The sequence below is a fragment of the Streptomyces decoyicus genome, assembly GCF_019880305.1.
In the GTDB taxonomy this organism is placed as follows: Bacteria; Actinomycetota; Actinomycetes; order Streptomycetales; family Streptomycetaceae; genus Streptomyces; species Streptomyces decoyicus.
This window is the reverse complement of the sequence record NZ_CP082301.1, coordinates 3,486,150-3,503,991: the sequence shown is the minus strand read 5'-3', so window position 1 is coordinate 3,503,991 and position 17,842 is coordinate 3,486,150. Positions and strand designations below refer to the sequence as shown.

Below are 17,842 nucleotides of genomic sequence, written 5' to 3'. Positions count from 1 at the left end.
ACGCGGGCGGGTCCTGACTTGGTAGTCAGGACCCGAAATTTGCCCGTTGAGCGGGGCTCCCCTGCCAGGACTCGAACCCGGACATAAGGCACCAAAAGCCTCAGTGCTGCCAATTACACCACAGGGGATAGTGAAACATCCCAAAGCGGACATCCCGTCAGTCGGGCCGCTTGGCTCCCAACACTATGCCGTACCACCAGCCTTCGATGCGACGGTATAGCTCTGCACTTTGTAGCACCCTGATCACCAGGCAGCCGCGGTAACCCTCCCCGACGTTCTTGCGGACCGTCTTGGGGTTGTGCTTCTTGAGCGTGGTCTTCTGGAACGTGGCGACATCGACACCGACGAGTCCGGCCCAGTAGCGCTCCGCCGCCTCCACGTCGGCAGTCGTGTGGAAGAGCTGAATGACGCCCGGGTCGCTGTTGACGAACTGGACGTGTTCCCGCCGGGCATACGGCTTGTCCTTGGCGCCCTCGGCCCAGTAGAGGGCAGCTCCGGTGAAGAGGAGCTCCCGGTCCGACAGCTCACCGACCTCTTGGGTTGCCGCGCTCTTCGTCCGGCGGCGTTCACTGTCCCGCACTGCCAGCTCGTGCTCCCAGCGCTTTTCACGGGCGATCCGGGCCTGCTCGGCCGGGGTGCGGCGCGGCGGCGGCTTCGGCAGATCCCGTACCCACAGCGAGATCGAGCTCTTGGAGCAGCCCAGCTCGACCTGGATCTCGTCGTAGGTCCTGCCCGCCTTCCGTAGTGTGCGGGCCCGCTCGCGCAAGTCGTCCTTGGTGTTCGGGCGGCGGGTCCATTCGGGGGCGGGAATGCCTTCGAGGAGGCGGTTGAGGATGTCGTTGTTGTGGACGTGGAGGCGGTCGCGGATCTGACGGCGGCTCAGGCCGGCGCGGCGCAGGGCGACGGCCTGGGGGCGTAACGCCTCGTAGTCGGGGTGGTTCCGATGGGTGTTCGGCATGGGAACAGGATGCCGCGTCCAGGTGTGTCGAAGAGGCGAAAATGTGGGCGATTCAACAGTTCGAGGGATAACCAGCGGTAAGGGCTGGTAATGGGCCTGATCCGTGACCGGTATTGGGTCGGGGAATCGGGGGCGGGCGCCCGTAGGCTGGGCGGTATGACCGCGACGGGGGCAAGTGAAGGTGTGGGCGCGCGGGGTGCGCCGGTGAGTAACGGGCCGTGGTGGTGGGCCCGGCGGCGGAGCGCCGTGCTGGATGTGCTTCTGGCGGTCGCTTCCGCATTGGAATGTGTCGTGGAGGGCGCGAATTTCGCGCATGAGGCGCAGGTGCCCGAGCTGCTGGGGATGCTGCTCGGCCTGCTGGCGGGGCCGGTGTTGCTGGTGCGCCGGCGGTGGCCTGTGGTGGTGGTGCTGGTCTCGATCGCGGTGATGCCTGCGGAGATGGGCGGGCTGCTGAGCGTGGTGGGGCTGTACACGCTCGCCGCGTCGGATGTGCCGCGCCGGATCACGGGCTTGCTGGCGGGCATGACGGTCGTGGGGACGTTGGTGACGACCTTCCTCACGCTGCGGGAGGACGTGGCGACGCAGCAGGACTTCCATCCGCCGATGTGGTTCGTGCCGCTGATGGCGCTGGCGGTGGGCCTGGTGCTGACGGCGCCGCCGGTGTTGTGGGGTCTGTACATCGCGGCCCGGCGGCGGCTGGTGGAGAGCCTGCGGGAGCGGGCGGACGGTCTGGAGCGCGAGCTGTCGTTGCTGGCGGACCGGGCCGAGGAGCGGGCCGAGTGGGCCCGTAATGAGGAGCGGACCCGGATCGCGCGGGAGATGCACGACGTGGTCGCGCACCGGGTGAGTCTGATGGTGGTGCACGCGGCCGCGCTTCAGGCGGTGGCGTTGAAGGATCCGGAGAAGGCGTCGAAGAACGCGGGGCTGGTCGGCGACATGGGGCGCCAGGCGCTGACGGAGCTGCGGGAGATGCTGGGGGTGTTGCGTACGGCCGACGGGGCGTCGGGGCGTGGCACCGCGGCGTCGGATGCGCCGGAGCGGCTGGCGGCGGTGGCTTCCCGGGCGGGGGCGAAGGCGACGGTGCAGGCGCGGGTTCCGGAGCCGTCGGCGGACGGGACTTCGGCCGTGTCCTCGTCGGCCGGAGCGTCCGTTGCCGGGGCGGAGTCGTCGGTGCCCGGTGCGGGGGACGCGGATGCCGAGGGGCCGTGTCTGACGGAGCTGGCGGATCTGGTGGGGCAGTCCCGGGCGGCCGGGATGGTGGTCGAGCTGTTGGTGGACGAGTCCGCCGAGGGGGAGGCGGCCGAGGGGGAGGCAGCCGCTGTTGCCGGGCGCCGGTATGCGGCGCGGGTGGAGCGGACCGTGTACCGCGTGGTCCAGGAAGCGCTCACGAATGTGCACAAGCATGCGCCGGGCGCGCGGGCGCGGGTGCGGCTGGCGCACCGGGAGGGCGAGCTCGCAGTCCAGGTGGAGAACGGCCCCTGTGAGGGCGGCGCGGCCGATGCGGGTCTGCCGAGCGGCGGCAACGGCCTGGTCGGGATGCGGGAGCGGGTGACGGCGCTGGGCGGCGTGTTCGTCTCTGGTCCGACGGAGGCGGGGGGCTTTCGGGTTTCGGCTGTGTTGCCTCTTGGTGCTGTTTCCCACGTTGCCGGGTGACCCCGCCGTTTTTGTTTCTGTGGGTTTTTCCCGCCTTCGGCGGGGGCGGGGTTGGTTGTGTGGGTGGGGCCCCGGGTGTGTGGTGGGTGCCGGGTTCGGGGCCTCCGGGGTGGGGAGCAGGAGAAAACCAAAGACCAGAAGCTCGGCCGCGCCACGATGCGGCCGGGCTTCTGGTTTTTGAAAACCTTCACCCACACCGGGCGGGGGTCGCCATCCCGGGCGGGAGGGGGTGCCCCGGAGGCCCGCCACCGGCACCCACCACACACAGCAAGCGGCCCCCGCCCAAACCCCACCCACCCCATCCCCGCCGGAGTCGAACAACGAGAAGCAAAACGGCGCCGCAGAAAACAACGTGGGGCAACGTCATTCGGAAACGTGGGCCGCGAATCCGAGCCGGCTCGGCCGCGTCCCCAGCACCAGCGTCCCCAGTGCGGTGTCGAGGTCGGGGCCCAGGTACCAGTCGCCGGTGTGGTCGAGGCTGTAGACGCGGCCTTCGGTGTCGATGGCGAGGGCGGCCTGGCTGTAGGTGGTGCCGTCGGGGGCGGTGAGTTCTTCGCGGCCGAGGGGGGCCACGTCGGTTTCCAGTGCGCGGCCGAGGTCGCCGAGGGTGCGGGCGAGGTGGAGGCCGTGCAGGGGGTTGATGGCGAACGGGGTGGGGGCGATGTGGCGGCCGGGGCCGGGGCCGGTGATGTGGAGGTCGCCGAATTCCGCCCAGGCCTCGACGGCGGCGGGGAAGACGGTGTGGCGGTGCCCGGCGGGGGAGGCGTGGGCGCGGAGGGCGTCGGCCCAGTGTTCCGCCTGCTGTATGTCCCAGCGTCCGGGTTGCCAGCCGGCTTCCTGGAGGGCGACGTCGACGGCGGCGGGGAAGCGGGTCGAGTCGGTGCGGTCGTGGTCGGCGGAACGGGGGCCGGGGGTGGTGGGCGGCATGGTGGCGGTCAGCTTCCTGTGGGCGTGGTGCCGCTGATGGGCATGACGCCGAAGTGGGCGAGGAGTGCGTCGCAGGAGCGGCAGGGCGGGGCGTAGCTGCCGTGCTGGGGGTCGCCGTCCTCGCGGATATGGCGTGCGGTGATCTTGGAGTGTTTCAGGGAGCGGCGGGCTTCGCCATTGGTGAGGGGTTTTCGGGAGGCGCGTTTGCCGCGGTTGCCCTCGACGGCGGTGAGGTGGCGGGAGAGCAGGACCGCTTCGGGGCAGCGTCCGGTGAAACGTTCGCGCTGTGCGGTGGCGAGGGTGTCGAGGAAATCCTGGACCAGGGGGTGCAGGGCGGGGGGCTGTTCGGCCTTGCTCGCGGTGCAGGTGAGGGTTTGTCCGCGTACGGACAGGGCGGCGCCGATGGTGGGGAGGATGCCGTCGCGGCGGTGGTGGAGGGCGGGCGCGCGATGGGCGTCGGCGGTGCCGCTCCAGCCGATGCGGGGGTCGCCGGCGGCTGAGTGGTGATGACGTGCGGTGGTGCTCATGGTGCTGCTTTCCCTCCCCGAATCCCCGTGGTACTGGGGGTCTCCCCGCCGTAGGTGGGGGAGGGTCAGCCTGCCAAATGTGCTGGGCGTTGCGGTAGTCGGGCGGCCTGTCGGCGATCTCACGGTGAGCTGACGGGCCGTCGGCCGGGGCGGAACGGGGCTGGTCGGCGGGGTGGTGCGCGGGGGGCTCGGGGGTGGTGCGGCGGTGGGTGACGCCGGTGTGTCGCGGGGCTGACGTGCGGGGGCGGGCGGGCGGGGGCGGGTGTTGCGGTACGGCATAGGCTGTGCCCCAAAGCCAGCTTCAGCCAGGGGGCAACCGCGATGACGACAGGTCGGCAAGGGCTGGGGGCACTCCCCGGCCCCCGGGCGGCGGGAGATGCCGCCCCACCTAATTCGGCCTATGCCGGGCAGGTCGTGCATTTTCCGGACCCGGTCCGCGCCACGCGGTATCCCGCCGGAGTGCGCATGGACGAACACGGTTTCCCGGAGTTCTCGCCGTATGCGCGCGCCGCGGCGGAGATCGCCGAGCCGCCGGAGGGGTTCGGCGTCGACGAGCTGCGGCTGACGGACTATGTGTCGGCGAATGCGGCCCTGCACGCGCAGGGGCACGAGCTGTGGATAGATGTGCCGCCGGTGGCGACGCCGCACGGCTGGACCTGGCATCACGTGGCCGGTACGCGCCGGATGGAGCTCATTCCGGTCGAGGTGAAGGCGCTGTTGCGCCATCACGGCGGGCTGGCGACGGCCGCGGTGGCGCACGACAGGCGCGGTACCCGCCCGTTGCAGGAGACGCGGCCGGTGCACTTCGGGCTCCCGCACCGTGATCTGTCGGTGGGTGAGGAGCAGGTGGCGCAGGCCGAGGAGGTGCTGGGCTATCGGCTGCCGGGTGCCTACCGGTCGTTCCTGAAGGCGGCGGGCGGCTGTGCGCCGGTGGGCGCGGCGCTGGACGCGGAGTTGGGGCTGCTGGTCGACCAGCCGTTCTTCACGGTGCGCGATGACGCCGCGGTCAACGATCTGGTCTATGTGAACAAGTGTCTGCGGGACCACTTCACCAAGGACTATCTGGGCGTGGTGTTCGTGCAGGGCGGTGTGGTCGCGGTGAAGGTGCGCGGCGAGGCGCTCGGCTCGGTGTGGTTCTGCCCGTACGACGATGCGCGGGATCAGGACGGATGGACGGTGCAGGAGCGGGTGGAGCGGCTGCTGTTGCCGTGCGGTGCGGATTTCGATGAGTTCCTCCAGCGGCTGGCGGGCAATCCGCCGGAGCTGGACACCGTGGCGAACTTGATGGTCGACGGCGGTTTTGCGTACGCGGTTGCGGTGGGGGGCTGAGCACGGTGGTGACGTTCGCGCAGGCGCAGGAGCGCGCGGAGCGGTGGGTGAACGGCGAGGTGCCGGTGCCGCTCCATCGAGAGGTGCGGGTGCGGGAGTTCGATCTGGGCTTCGTGGCCTGGGCCGAGGACCGGGAGGGCGGACCGTCGACGGACGGCGGCCGGGCCCGGATGGTGATCGCGCGGGACAGCGGGGAGACGACGCTGTGGCCGGGGCTGCCGGTGGGTGAGGTGATCCGCCGGTACGAGGAGGTGTACGGCGCTCCCGCGGACGGCGGGTACGGCGCGTCCGAGGCGCCTGCGCAGCGGATCGATCTGGAGGCCACGTCGTTTCTGCTGACGCCGCCGGAGTGGTTGCAGGAGGCGGCGGACGGGATCGGCGCAGCGGACCGGCGAGGGGCCGGGAGCGCGGGGGCCGTGGGGACCGCCGGCGAGGCCCCGGCGGCATCTCCGCCGGGTGCGCCTGCGCCTGCTGCCGCGCCGTCGGCCTCGGACGCCTGGGCCGAGGTGAGTGTCAACGGCACCGAGGGCGGGGCCACCGGGCCCGGCGAGGAGGCGGCCCCGGGAGCGGGTGCCGGTTCCGGGGCGCCGATGCCGTGGGCCGGGACGGACACGACGGCCGGCGCGGGTGGCGAGGACCGGTCGGTGGGGCTGCCCGCGACGGTCTTCGCGCCGCCGCTGGCCGGTTTCGACGAGGAGGACGACACCCCTTCGACGCCGCGGGCCCGGCCGGAGGCCAAGACCGAACTGCTGCACGGCGGCAGTCAGTTGCCGCGTACACAGGTCGCGCCCGCGCTGGATCTGCCGGAGGGGGCCGGGCCCGACGGTGGTCCGGCCGGTCAGGCACGTCCGGCCGGCGGGCCCGCTGGTGCTCCGCTGCCGCCCCCGATGCCTCCCGCGCCGCCTGCTGCACCGCCTGCCGCGGGGCTGCCGGATCTGCCGCCGCCGTCCGGGCCGCCGGTCGCCGATGTGCCGCCTCCGCCGGGTGCCGGTGCGCCCGCCGCGGACGGGCCCGGCGTACCCGCCCCCGGTATGCCGCCCGCACCGCCCGCGGGCGGTGGGGTGCATGCCGCCGCGACGATGCTGGCGGACGGTTCGTCGCTGCCCGGGAACGCCGCGGCGGGACCGCCCCCGCCTCCCGGCGCGCCCGGTCCTCCCGGTGCGGGCCGTTCCGGTGCGGCGCAGGATCCCGCGCAGGCCGCCCAGGCCGAGACGGGTAAGGCCGAGGTGCGCCCGCCCGGCGGGCTCGCGGCGTCCGGCCCCGGTGCGTCCGGTGCGCCGGCCGGTGGTTATGTGCCGACGCAGATGGTCTCGCAGCTGGATGCGGCGGATCTGGATCTCAGCGCGGTCGACGGGCCGGGCGGGACGGGTGAGGCCGGTGGTTCCGAAGGGACCGGTGCTGGTGCCGGTGCTTCCGGTTCCGGTTCTGCTTCCGGCGGCACGGGTTCCCCCGGTGCCGGCGGTCCGGGCGGCGGTGGGGTTCATGCCGCCGCGACGATGCTCGCCGACGGCGCCTCCCTCCAGGCCGGTCTTGCGGGCGGCAACGGGCCGGGCGGCGCTGCCGGCGGCCCCGGTGTGCCCCCGCCGCCCGGCCCGCCCGGTGCGCCCAAGCCGCCCGGCCCGCCTGGTGCGCCCAAGCCGCCCGGCCCGCCCGGCCCGCCCGGCAGGCTCGGCGCGTCCGCGGGCGGCCGGGGCTCCGGCGGCCAGGACGGTCCGCCTCCGCCCTCCGCACCGCCCGCCCCGCCCGCCGCGGGTGGTGGCGGGGTGCATGCCGCGGCGACGATGCTCGCCGATGGCGCGGCGCTGTCCGGGAACGGCCCGGGTGGTCCCGGCGGCCCCGGTGCGCCGGGCGTACCCGGGGTGCCGCCGGCGTCCGGCCCCGGCGTCCCGCCCGGTCAGCCCGCCCCTCCCGGGCCTCCGCCGGGCCCGCCCGGTGCGCAGGGCCCCGGTGTGCCGGGCCCCGGCGGCGGTGGTGCGTACGGCTATCCGCAGGCGCCGAGCGGTCAGCCGACCGTCGGTCCGGGCTATATGGCCGTGCTGAGCTATCGCGCGCCGGACGGCTCCGAGCAGAAGATCGTGCGTCGTTCGGCGCCCGGTACGCCGCATCCGGAGTGGCAGCTGCTGCATGAGCTGCGCGCGATGAACATCCCGCCGCAGCAGGTGCTGGAGCTGCACACGGAGCTGGAGTGCTGTGATCTGCCGGGTGGCTACTGCGCCCGGATGATCCGGGACAACTGGCCGCAGGTGCGGATCAGCCACACCGCCGCGTACGGCAGGGACCACGCCTCGAGGCAGCAGGGCGTACGGCATCTCGTCGAGCATCAGGGCGAGTTGCACCAGGTCGCGGACGGTCCGGCGCGGCCGGCGCCGGTGCGGGTGCCGTTGCCGCATCCGTCGCAGGTGCAGCCGGTGCCACCGGTGCCGCCGCAGGCGATCGGGCAGGAGCTGGAGCAGGCGTTCGGGCCGCAGGGCCTCTTCCGTTTCGACCAGCGGGCGGTCTCCCGGCACGGCGTGCCCGATGTGGTGGCGCAGACGCTGGTGTGGGCCGGGCTGCCGGTCGACTTCGGGCCGTTCTTCTGGGCGCAGGCGCAGCCGGGCCGTCCGGTGCCGACGCTGGCGGAGCTGGCGGCGGAGCGGATGGTGCAGCCGGCGTCGGATGCCGGTTCGTATCTGGTGATGGGCAACGACTTCGGCCGTCAGCTGTGTGTGCAGTTCGGGACCGCGCACATCGTGGCGGTGCCGATGGAGGCCGGGCCGGGCGGAGCGCCGGCGACACCGCAGTTCGTGAACTCCGGGCTGCCGGAGTTTGCGCGCTGTCTGGCGATGCTGGGGCGGATGTGGCGGCTGCGGTACGGGCTGACGCCCGAGCAGGCGGGCCGTTGGACCGTCGACTTCCAGGCGCAGCTGGTGGCCCTGGACGCGCCGGCGCTGGGTTCGCCGGAGACCTGGTGGTCGGTGCTGCTGGAGCAGATGTGGGACGGGCTGCTGTAGGGCGCGCCGTCCGGAGCGCCCCGGGCCCGGCCGAGTCGGAAGACGCGCCTTGGGGCCCCTTTGGCGGATCACGGCCGGGCCCGCGGTGGAGCGGACCCGGCCGGACCCTGGCGTAGCGAGCGGGCCGGGGCGCTCGACAGGCGCGACGGGGCGGGTGCCCCGACCATGCGTATATGGGCCGTCCGATACCCCCGTTGTCGCAGTCGTCGTCGACGACGGCGCTGTACCGGGCGCAGCGTCCGCGCTGGTGGCACCGGCAGCGGTCGGCCAGGTCGCTGCGCGGTCCGGGCCCGCCCCGGCGGCGGTGGAGGTGGCTGGTCTGGCTCCTGGTGACGCTGCTGGTGCTGGTCGTCGCCGTGGTCGCGGTCGGGGCCTGGCTGTATGTCTCGGCGGACCGGCAGCTGCGGCACATGGATGCGCTGGCGGACTACGCGGGCCGGCCGGCCGCGGGCAAGGGCACGAACTGGCTGCTGGTCGGCTCGGACAGCCGTAGCACGCTGACCCCGCAGCAGCGCAGGGACCTGCACGTCGGCAACAACCGGGTGCGGAACACCGACACGATCATGGTGCTGCACTACGGCGATCACGGGCCCTCGCTGGTCAGCCTGCCGCGCGACAGCTACGTACCGATACCGGGCCACGGCAGCCGGAAGATCAACGAGGCGTATGCGGACGGCGGGCCGAAGCTGCTCACCCGAACGGTGGAGCAGGCGACCGGGCTGCGGATCGACCGCTATGCCGAGGTGAACTTCCTGGGGTTCGTGCAGGTCGTGGACGCGCTGGACGGTGTGCGGCTGTGTCTGGACAAGCCGCTGCGGGACGAGAAGTCGGGGGCGGACTTCCCGGCGGGCTGCCGGGAGATGAACGGCACCCAGGCGCTGGCGTACGTACGGGCCCGGTACACCGACCCCGACGGTGACCTCGGACGGGTGAAGCGCCAGCGGCAATTGCTCGGTGCGGTTGCCGACGAGATGGCATCGCCGGACGTGTACCTCGACCCGTCCCGGCTGAAGCGGGTGCTGGACACCTCGCTGGCGGCGCTGACCGTGGACGACGGTGCGGACATGGCGCGGGTGCTGGATATGGGCTGGTCGATGAAGCAGATCGCCGGGGGCGGCGGGACGGCGACGACGGTTCCGGTGATGCGGCCCGGGGTGATGGTGGGCGGCGTCGGGTCGGTGCTGCGGTGGGACGAACCCGGGGCGAGGCGGTTGTTCCAGGCGCTGCGCAACGATGATCGGATTCCGACTTCTGGCGATAAATAACGCATCCTTGTGGGGTGGGTTGGGCGGAGTGTCGCGATGGTGCGGCTTCGGCACGATCCCCGGGAAGTGCGCGTAACTGCACAGGGCTGCACGGAATCATGCGAAACGACGCGGAACGCTGCGGGTCGCGCGACTGCTGTGCGCGGCGGAGAGGGGCTTGAGGGATGAGTGCATCGGTTTCGCCTCATGGGTTCGAGGTCGTACGAGGGCGTGGCTACCGGCCGGAGGATGTGGACCGCCGGGTCACGGGGCTCTCGGTCGACCGCGACTCCTGCTGGGAGCGCGCCGCACGGCTCACCGTCCTGTCCAACGAGATGGCGGCCGAACTCGAACAGCTGCGCGCCTATCTGGCGCAGCAGCCGCCGCAGACGTACGAGTCGCTGGGCCGCGAGGCACGGCTGATCCTGACGACCGCGGAGTCCGAGGCGGCCCGGCTGCGGACCGAGGCGGAGCAGGCGGCCGGGCAGGCCCGTGACGCGGCCGCCGCCCATGCGGACGAGGTGCGGGACGCGGCCGAGCGGGCGGCGTACGCGGTGCGCGCCGAGGCGGACACGCGGGCCCGGCGTACGGAGGCGGCGGCCCGCGGCGAGGCCACGGAGCTGGCGGCCGTGGCGGCCGAGGACGCCGAGCGGCTGCGGAGCGAGGCGGCCGAGGGGCTGGCGGAGGTACGCCGGCGCACCGCGCAGCTGCTGCGTGAACAGGAGCAGCGGCAGGCGGAGGAGGGTGACGCGGCCGCGCGGGAACTCGCGGCGATGGAGGCGGAGACGGACCGGCGCGTCGCGGAGCTGGACGCCCGCGGGAAGGCCGTTCGCGCCGACGCCCGGACGCTGTACGCGGAGGCCGAAGAGGCCGCCCGGCACCGTCAGGAGGACGCCGAGGACCGCGCCGCCGGGCTGCTGGCCCAGGCGCGGGCGGAGGTGGAACGCATCGAGCGGGCCACGGAGCGGATCCTGCGCACCCACGACGCGGAGCGCGAAGAGGCCCGCGTCCATATGACCCATGTACGCAACAGCCTGGCGGTGCTCACCGGGAAGGCGCCCGTGGCGGAGGGGGACGGCGGGGACGCCGCGGGGGCGCGGGGCGGCGGACGGGACTCCGGCTCTGCCGGCCCCGACGAGGAGGACACCCTGGAGACGCAGGTGCCCCGTGGGGGCGGCGTCGCTGGCGGCTGACCGCGCGGACTCCTCGCGCCGGCCGGCTACTTCCCGGCCGGCTCGCCCTCGCCCGCGGCGCGGGCATCCGTATGTACCGGGAAGTGCCGCGGGGCCAGCAGCAACAGCGCCGCCAGCGCGAGCGCGGCGGCCGCGGCGGCGCCGAGGTAGACGTGGTCGACCGTGGTGTCGACGGCGCGGCGGAGGTAGTCGGTGGCGTGGGCGGTGAGGGCGCCGGGGTGCTGGAGGGTGTGCGAGACCGCGTCCAGGTCGCCGGGCAGGCCGGGGCGGATGTCCGAAGGGGCGTGGGCGAGGCGGTCGTTGAGGGTGGCGTTGGCGAGGGCGCCGAAGAGCGCGGCGCCGAGGGACTGGCCGACCTGCCGGCAGAAGAGTATGGAGGCGGTGGCGGTGCCGCGCTCGGCGTAGCCGACCGAGGACTGGACGCCGATGATCAGCGGGAGCTGGAAGAGACCGAGTGCCGCGCCGAGCGCCAGCATGATCAGGGCGGGCTGCCAGGCGGCGCCGGGGTAGGGCAGCAGGGGGAAGGCGAGCAGGATCAGGCCGGCCGCGCCGATGCCGAGCACCGCGCAGGTGCGGATCCCGAGGCGGTTGTAGACATGGCTGCTCAGGGCGGCCGAGACCGGCCAGCTCAGGGTCATGACGGAGAGCACGAAGCCGGCGGCCGTCGGCCCCAGGCCCAGTACGGACTGCGCGTAGGTGGGCAGGAACACGGTCGGGGCGACCATCAGCAGGCCCAGGGCGCCGAGGGCGACGTTGACGGCGGAGATGGTGCGGCGGCGCCAGACCCAGCCGGGGATGATCGGTTCCGCGGCGCGGCGCTCGATCAGCACGGTGAGCGTGGCGCACAGTGCGCTGCCGCCGAGCAGCAGCAGCGACGGCGCGGAGAACCACGGCCAGGCCACACCGCCCTGGACCAGGGCGGTCAGCAGCAGCCCGCCACAGGCGAAGATCGCCAGCGCGCCGGGCCAGTCGACGCGGGGGCGGCGGGCCCGGGGACCTTCCTGCCGGCGTTCCGCCTCGGTGAAGTACCGCACGATCAGCCAGAGCGCCACCGCCCCCACCGGCACATTGACCAGGAAGATCCACCGCCAGTCGGCGTAGGCGGCGAGCAGCCCGCCCAGCGCGGGTCCGGCCACCGACGAAGTGGCCCAGACGCTGGAGAGCCTGGCCTGGATCTTGGGGCGTTCCTTCATCGGGTAGAGGTCGGCGGCGATGGTCTGGACGGTGCCCTGGAGGGCGCCGCCGCCCAGGCCCTGGACCACGCGGAAGGCGATCAGCGAGGCCATGTTCCAGGCGCCCGCGCAGGCCAGTGAGCCGGCGAGGAAGAGCACGATGCCGGTGATCAGGATGGGCTTGCGGCCGAAGGTGTCGGAGAGCTTGCCGTAGACCGGCAGGGTGACGGTGACGGCCAGCAGATAGCCGGAGAAGAGCCAGGAGAAGACCGCGAAGCCGCCGAGGTCCCCGACGATCTGCGGGATGGCGGTGGCGATGATCGTCGAGTCGAGCGCGGCCAGCGCCATGCCGAGCATGAGGGCGGCGATGACGGGGCGGCGCCGCGGGTCCGCGGGTGCCGGGCCCGCCGGTCGCAGGGCATCGCGCTCGCTGTGGCCGGTAGGTCGCGCGCTGTTGCTCACCGTTCCCCCTCCGCAGGTCCTTGTATCGTGCACCCTTCCATGCGGGAGGCGGGTCGCGGAACCGCGTTTCCGGGCCCGGCGCGGGGCAACTGACCCTGGGGCTCGTCCCGTTGGTGTCCGTGAGGCAAGAAGTGTCCCACGTCACAGGGGTGGCCGCAGGGGAGGGTGCTGTGAGCATTCGCCCCCATTTGGGCGCCGGTCGCATCCGGACATAGCGAGCGAGTCCGGTATGAATTCACCATGTCCGTGGTTGCGGACTTTGAGGTTCCCTTGAGGATATGCGCGGGCATTCCCTGTAATTCCCTCTTCCACGCCACGGTGTCGCGCTATTTTCCCTCCCGGAGCCGATTTCGGATTCGGCTTCCGATACAGCATGAAATCGGGGAAGGGAAACAAGTGAACACGATGCGGACCTCTTTCGGAGGTGTCGTACTGGCCGGTGTCCTCGCTCTGGGGACGGCGGCACCCGCGCTCGCCGCGGCGCCGGCAAAGGCGGTCGGGACCGGACCGTCCCGTGTGGTGCAGCAGGCGGACGTGGCCGGTCCCGCGGTCGGCGCGGCGTACCGGCTCAAGAAGCTGAAGTCGCTGACCAGCAAGGGGCAGGCGTCCCAGGACGCCTGGTTCAAGTACCTCGGGCTGTACCGCTCGGGCTCGAACTACTTCCGGTTCAACTGGAGCACCAACGGCTGCAACAGCTCGCCGGAGAAGCTTCCGGGCGGCTACGACTTCACCTACTCCTGCCACCGCCACGACTTCGGTTACCGCAATTACAAAACAATTGTGGGGAAGCCGGCCTGGCGCAGGGACCACAAGAAGCGTATCGATGACGTATTCCTCCAGGACATGCGCAAGGCCTGCCAGTACAAGCCCTGGGCCGACCCGCTCACCCCGGCGATGCGCAAGAAGATGAAGGCCGCCTGCCTCAAGACCGCGAACAAGTACTACGCCGCGGTCAGGGTCGCCGGCTGATCTCCGCCGCTCGCGGCTGACGGCGTGCCGGGGCCGGGAGCGCGGCCCCGGCGCACGCTTTCCGGCGCGCCGGGGCCGTCCCGGGTTGCCGGCCCGTCCGGGTGGCGGGCGGGCGTACGCTTGGCAACCCCGGCCCGTGAGACGTGTCGGGCTGCTGCGTTGTTCGCCTCGCTGGGACGGAACCTTCTGATGAGCCTGACTGGTCTGCTCGACGCCGTCGTACGGGACCCGGCGCTCGCCGAAGCGCTCCAGGCCGCGACCGACGGGAACCGGCCGCATGTGGACCTGGTCGGGCCGCCGGCCGCCCGCCCGCTCGCGGTCGCCGCGCTCGCCCGGGAGGCCGGCCGCCCGGTGCTCGCGGTGACCGCCACCGGCCGGGAGGCGGAGGACCTCGCCGCCACGCTGCGCAGCCTCGTGCCGGCCGGCGAGGACAACTCCGTCGTGGAGTTCCCGTCCTGGGAGACGTTGCCGCACGAGCGGCTCTCCCCGCGCTCGGACACCGTCGGCCGGCGCCTCGCGGTGCTGCGCCGGCTCGCCCACCCGCGCCAGGACGACCCCACCGCCGGGCCCGTCTCCGTCGTCGTCGCCCCCATCCGCTCCGTGCTCCAGCCGCAGGTCAAGGGCCTGGGTGAGCTGGATCCCGTCAGTCTGCGCACCGGCCAGAGCGCCGACCTCGAAGAGATCGTCGACGGCCTGGCGGCGGCCGCGTACGCGCGCGTCGAGCTGGTCGAGAAGCGCGGCGAGTTCGCGGTCCGCGGCGGCATCCTGGATGTCTTCCCGCCGACCGAGGAGCACCCCCTGCGGGTGGAGTTCTGGGGCGACGACGTCGAGGAGATCCGCTACTTCAAGGTCGCCGACCAGCGGTCCCTGGAGGTCGCCGAACACGGCCTGTGGGCGCCGCCGTGCCGTGAGCTGCTGCTGACCGACGAGGTGCGGCAGCGGGCCGCCGCGCTCGCCGAGCAGCATCCCGAGCTGGGCGAACTGCTCGGCAAGATCGCCGAGGGGATCGCCGTCGAGGGCATGGAGTCGCTGGCTCCGGTCCTGGTGGACGACATGGAGCTGCTGCTGGACGTGCTGCCGGCCGGGAGCATGACGGTGGTGTGCGACCCGGAGCGGGTACGCACCCGGGCCGCCGACCTGGTGGCGACCAGCCAGGAGTTCCTCCAGGCGTCCTGGGCGGCCAGCGCCGGCGGGGGAGCGGCGCCGATCGATGTGGGCGCGGCCTCCCTGTGGGGCCTCGCGGACGTCCGGGACCGGGCGCGCGAGCTGGGGATGATGTGGTGGTCGGTCAGCCCCTTCGCGGCCGATGAGGAGCTGGCGACGGGCGGCGACACCCTCAAGCTGGGCATGCATGCCCCCGACACCTACCGCGGTGACACCCAGCGGGCACTGGCCGACACCAAGCAGTGGGTGGCGGACGGCTGGCGCACGCTGTTCCTCACCGAGGGCCACGGCCCGGCGGCCCGTACGGTCGAGGTCCTCGGCGGCGAGGGCATCCCCGCCCGCCTGGACGCCGACCTCGCCGAGATCTCCCCGTCCGTCGTCCATGTCTCCTGCAGCTCCCTCGACAACGGCTTCATCGACCCGTCGCTCAAGCTCGCCGTCCTCACCGAGACCGACCTCTCCGGCCAGAAGGCGGCCGGCAAGGACGGCGCCCGGATGCCGGCCCGCCGCCGCAAGACCATCGACCCGCTCACCCTCGAAGCGGGCGACTTCATCGTCCACGAGCAGCACGGCGTGGGCCGCTACATCGAGATGGTGCAGCGCACGGTCCAGGGCGCCACCCGCGAATACCTCCTCGTCGAGTACGCCCCCGCCAAGCGCGGCCAGCCCGGCGACCGCCTCTACATCCCCACCGACCAGCTGGAGCAGGTCACCAAGTACGTGGGCGGCGAGGCCCCCACCCTGCACCGGCTCGGCGGCGCCGACTGGACCAAGACCAAGGCGCGCGCCAAGAAGGCCGTCAAGGAGATCGCCGCCGACCTCATCAAGCTGTACTCCGCGCGGATGGCGGCACCCGGCCACACCTTCGGCCCGGACACCCCCTGGCAGCGCGAGCTGGAGGACGCCTTCCCGTACGCGGAGACGCCCGACCAGCTCACCACCATCGCCGAGGTCAAGGAGGACATGCAGAAGTCGGTCCCCATGGACCGCCTGATCTGCGGCGACGTCGGCTACGGCAAGACCGAGATCGCGGTCCGTGCCGCCTTCAAGGCCGTCCAGGACGGCAAGCAGGTGGCGGTCCTGGTCCCGACCACCCTCCTCGTCCAGCAGCACTTCGGCACGTTCTCCGAGCGCTACGGCCAGTTCCCGGTCAACGTCCGGGCGCTCTCCCGCTTCCAGACCGACACCGAGGCCAAGGCCGTCCTCGAAGGGCTGCGGGACGGCTCCGTCGACCTCGTCATCGGCACCCACCGCCTCTTCTCCTCCGAGACCAAGTTCAAGGACCTGGGCCTGGTCATCGTCGACGAGGAGCAGCGGTTCGGCGTCGAGCACAAGGAGCAGCTGAAGAAGCTCCGCGCCAACGTCGACGTCCTCACCATGTCCGCCACCCCCATCCCCCGCACCCTGGAGATGGCGGTGACGGGCATCCGCGAGATGTCCACGATCACCACCCCGCCCGAGGAGCGCCACCCGGTCCTGACCTTCGTCGGGCCGTACGAGCAGAAGCAGATCGGCGCCGCCATCCGCCGTGAACTCCTGCGCGAGGGCCAGGTCTTCTACATCCACAACCGGGTGGAGTCCATCGACCGGGCCGCCGCCCGGCTCCGCGAGATCGTCCCCGAGGCCCGTATCCAGACCGCCCACGGACAGATGGGCGAGTCCCAGCTGGAGCAGGTCGTCGTCGACTTCTGGGAGAAGAAGTTCGACGTCCTGGTCTCGACGACGATCGTCGAATCGGGCATCGACATCTCCAACGCCAACACCCTGATCGTCGAGCGCGGCGACAACTTCGGCCTCTCCCAGCTCCACCAGCTGCGCGGGCGGGTGGGCCGTGGCCGCGAGCGCGGCTACGCCTACTTCCTCTACCCGCCGGAGAAGCCGCTGACCGAGACCGCGCACGAGCGGCTGGCGACCATCGCCCAGCACACCGAGATGGGTGCGGGCATGTACGTCGCCATGAAGGACCTGGAGATCCGCGGCGCGGGCAACCTCCTCGGCGGTGAACAGTCCGGCCATATCGCCGGCGTCGGCTTCGATCTCTACGTACGGATGGTGGGCGAGGCGGTCGCCGACTACCGCGCCTCCCTGGAAGGCGGCGTGGAGGAGGAGCCCCCGCTCGAAGTCAAGATCGAGCTCCCCGTGGACGCCCATGTCCCGCACGACTACGCCCCCGGCGAGCGGCTGCGCCTCCAGGCCTACCGCGCCATCGCCTCCGCCTCCTCGGAGGAGGACATCGCGGCGGTCCGCGAGGAACTGGTCGACCGCTACGGCAAGCTGCCCGAGCCGGTCGAGAATCTGCTGCTGGTCGCCGGTCTGCGCATGCTGGCCCGCTCCTGCGGCGTCTCGGACATCACCCTTCAGGGCTCCAACGTCCGCTTCGGTCCGGTGGAGTTGCGCGAGTCCCAGGAGCTGCGCCTCAAGCGGCTGTACCCCCGTACGGTCCTCAAGCCGGCCACCCGGCAGATCCTGGTGCCGCGCCCGGCCACCGGCAAGATCGGCGGCAAGCCGCTGGTCGGCCGCGAACTGCTGTCGTGGGTGGGGGAGTTCCTGGCCACGGTCCTCGGGTCGTAGCGGTCGTCCGTCCCTCCCGTCCCTCCCGTCCCTCGGCGGGGCGGGCGGGCCGGTGAGCGTGCGTCCGGCGGGGCGGGCGGGCCGGTGGTTGTCCGGCGGGGCGGGCCGGTGGGTCTGCGCCTGACGGGGAGGGCCGGCGGGGGTGCGCGGCCACGTCCGATTGTCAGTGGTCGCTGTGAGAATTGAGGGCATGACGCGGACGGTTCGCACGGAAGCCGGACGCCGCCCCCTGCGCGGAAAAGGGGGCGGCGATGCTCGGGTTTCCGTCGGTTCTTCCGCTGATGTCCGGCAGTTTCTGAGTATGCGTCACCATCGTGCGCAGTTGGCGAATGATGCCTCGTCAAACCATTCGTCATCGCAGGTCAACGGGTGTGTGCTGAGGGCGCGAAGGGGGCTCGCGAACTAGGTACGGGTACTCATGCGGGCGGCTTCGACGGATGTGACGGTGGTAGCAACGGGGGGCCGAGTGCGGCGGAGGGAAGCGTGGGCCGAACGGCGCGGGGGCGTCGGGGAGCCGGTGGACCGCTCGAGTTCGTGTCCCCGGCGCCATAGGGGAAGGGAGGGGATGCTCCCACCGAAGGGGCCTGTGTGACGGCACACAGGCATTCGGCAGCGGCAGTGGGACGGGCCGGTACCCGGGACCGGGGGACGGTGTCCGACCGCTGACCGTGCAAGCAGGGTCC

Annotated in this window: 11 protein-coding genes and 1 tRNA gene; 7 read left to right on the top strand and 5 right to left on the bottom strand. The window is 72.5% G+C overall.

The annotated features are described in order from the left end of the window. Positions 1 to 56: 56 nt before the first annotated feature. Positions 57 to 128, bottom strand: a tRNA-Gln gene (locus K7C20_RS15235). A gap of 29 nt (positions 129 to 157) precedes the next feature. After that, positions 158 to 958, bottom strand: coding sequence for a hypothetical protein (locus tag K7C20_RS15230; RefSeq protein WP_030082531.1), 801 nt, complete (start codon positions 956 to 958; stop codon positions 158 to 160). Between the two features lie 156 nt (positions 959 to 1,114). Between K7C20_RS15230 and K7C20_RS15225 the strand changes: the two genes are divergently transcribed. Next, entirely contained in the window at positions 1,115 to 2,611 is a 1,497-nt protein-coding gene (locus K7C20_RS15225) for a sensor histidine kinase (RefSeq protein WP_078953235.1), read from the top strand. Positions 2,612 to 2,974: 363 nt separating this feature from the next. Here the strand turns inward: K7C20_RS15225 and K7C20_RS15220 are convergent, their stop codons facing one another. Continuing rightward, entirely contained in the window at positions 2,975 to 3,538 is a 564-nt protein-coding gene (locus K7C20_RS15220; RefSeq protein ID WP_030082527.1) for an SUKH-3 domain-containing protein, read from the bottom strand. Between the two features lie 8 nt (positions 3,539 to 3,546). Then, positions 3,547 to 4,065 carry a YwqJ-related putative deaminase gene (locus K7C20_RS15215; protein WP_030082525.1) on the bottom strand — a complete coding sequence of 173 codons (519 nt, stop codon included), beginning with the start codon at positions 4,063 to 4,065 and terminating at the stop codon, positions 3,547 to 3,549. Between the two features lie 321 nt (positions 4,066 to 4,386). On the opposite strand from K7C20_RS15215, the gene K7C20_RS15210 reads away from it, so the two are divergent. The 4 genes from K7C20_RS15210 to K7C20_RS15195 all read left to right on the top strand — a co-directional run bounded on the left by K7C20_RS15210 (position 4,387) and on the right by K7C20_RS15195 (position 10,821). Then, entirely contained in the window at positions 4,387 to 5,394 is a 1,008-nt protein-coding gene (locus K7C20_RS15210; protein ID WP_048829560.1) for an HNH endonuclease, read from the top strand. Positions 5,395 to 5,399: 5 nt separating this feature from the next. Then, complete coding sequence (locus tag K7C20_RS15205; RefSeq protein WP_053208754.1) at positions 5,400 to 8,384, top strand: SUKH-4 family immunity protein; 2,985 nt, start codon at positions 5,400 to 5,402, stop codon at positions 8,382 to 8,384. Positions 8,385 to 8,713: 329 nt separating this feature from the next. Then, positions 8,714 to 9,649: an LCP family protein gene (locus tag K7C20_RS15200; protein WP_030082513.1), complete on the top strand. Its 936-nt coding sequence runs from the start codon at positions 8,714 to 8,716 to the stop codon at positions 9,647 to 9,649. A gap of 164 nt (positions 9,650 to 9,813) precedes the next feature. Then, positions 9,814 to 10,821, top strand: coding sequence for a coiled-coil domain-containing protein (locus K7C20_RS15195; protein WP_053208753.1), 1,008 nt, complete (start codon positions 9,814 to 9,816; stop codon positions 10,819 to 10,821). A 26-nt stretch (positions 10,822 to 10,847) separates the two neighbouring features. On the opposite strand, the gene K7C20_RS15190 is transcribed toward K7C20_RS15195, so the two are convergent. Next, entirely contained in the window at positions 10,848 to 12,455 is a 1,608-nt protein-coding gene (locus K7C20_RS15190; RefSeq protein ID WP_030088198.1) for an MDR family MFS transporter, read from the bottom strand. Between the two features lie 405 nt (positions 12,456 to 12,860). Here K7C20_RS15190 and K7C20_RS15185 point away from each other — a divergent pair, with 405 nt between their 5' ends. Next, a complete protein-coding gene (locus K7C20_RS15185) occupies positions 12,861 to 13,424 on the top strand; it encodes a phospholipase A2 (protein ID WP_160328699.1) in 564 nt (187 codons plus the stop codon). A 189-nt stretch (positions 13,425 to 13,613) separates the two neighbouring features. Further along, entirely contained in the window at positions 13,614 to 17,159 is a 3,546-nt protein-coding gene (mfd, locus tag K7C20_RS15180) for a transcription-repair coupling factor (protein ID WP_053208752.1), read from the top strand. Positions 17,160 to 17,842 lie beyond the last annotated feature (683 nt).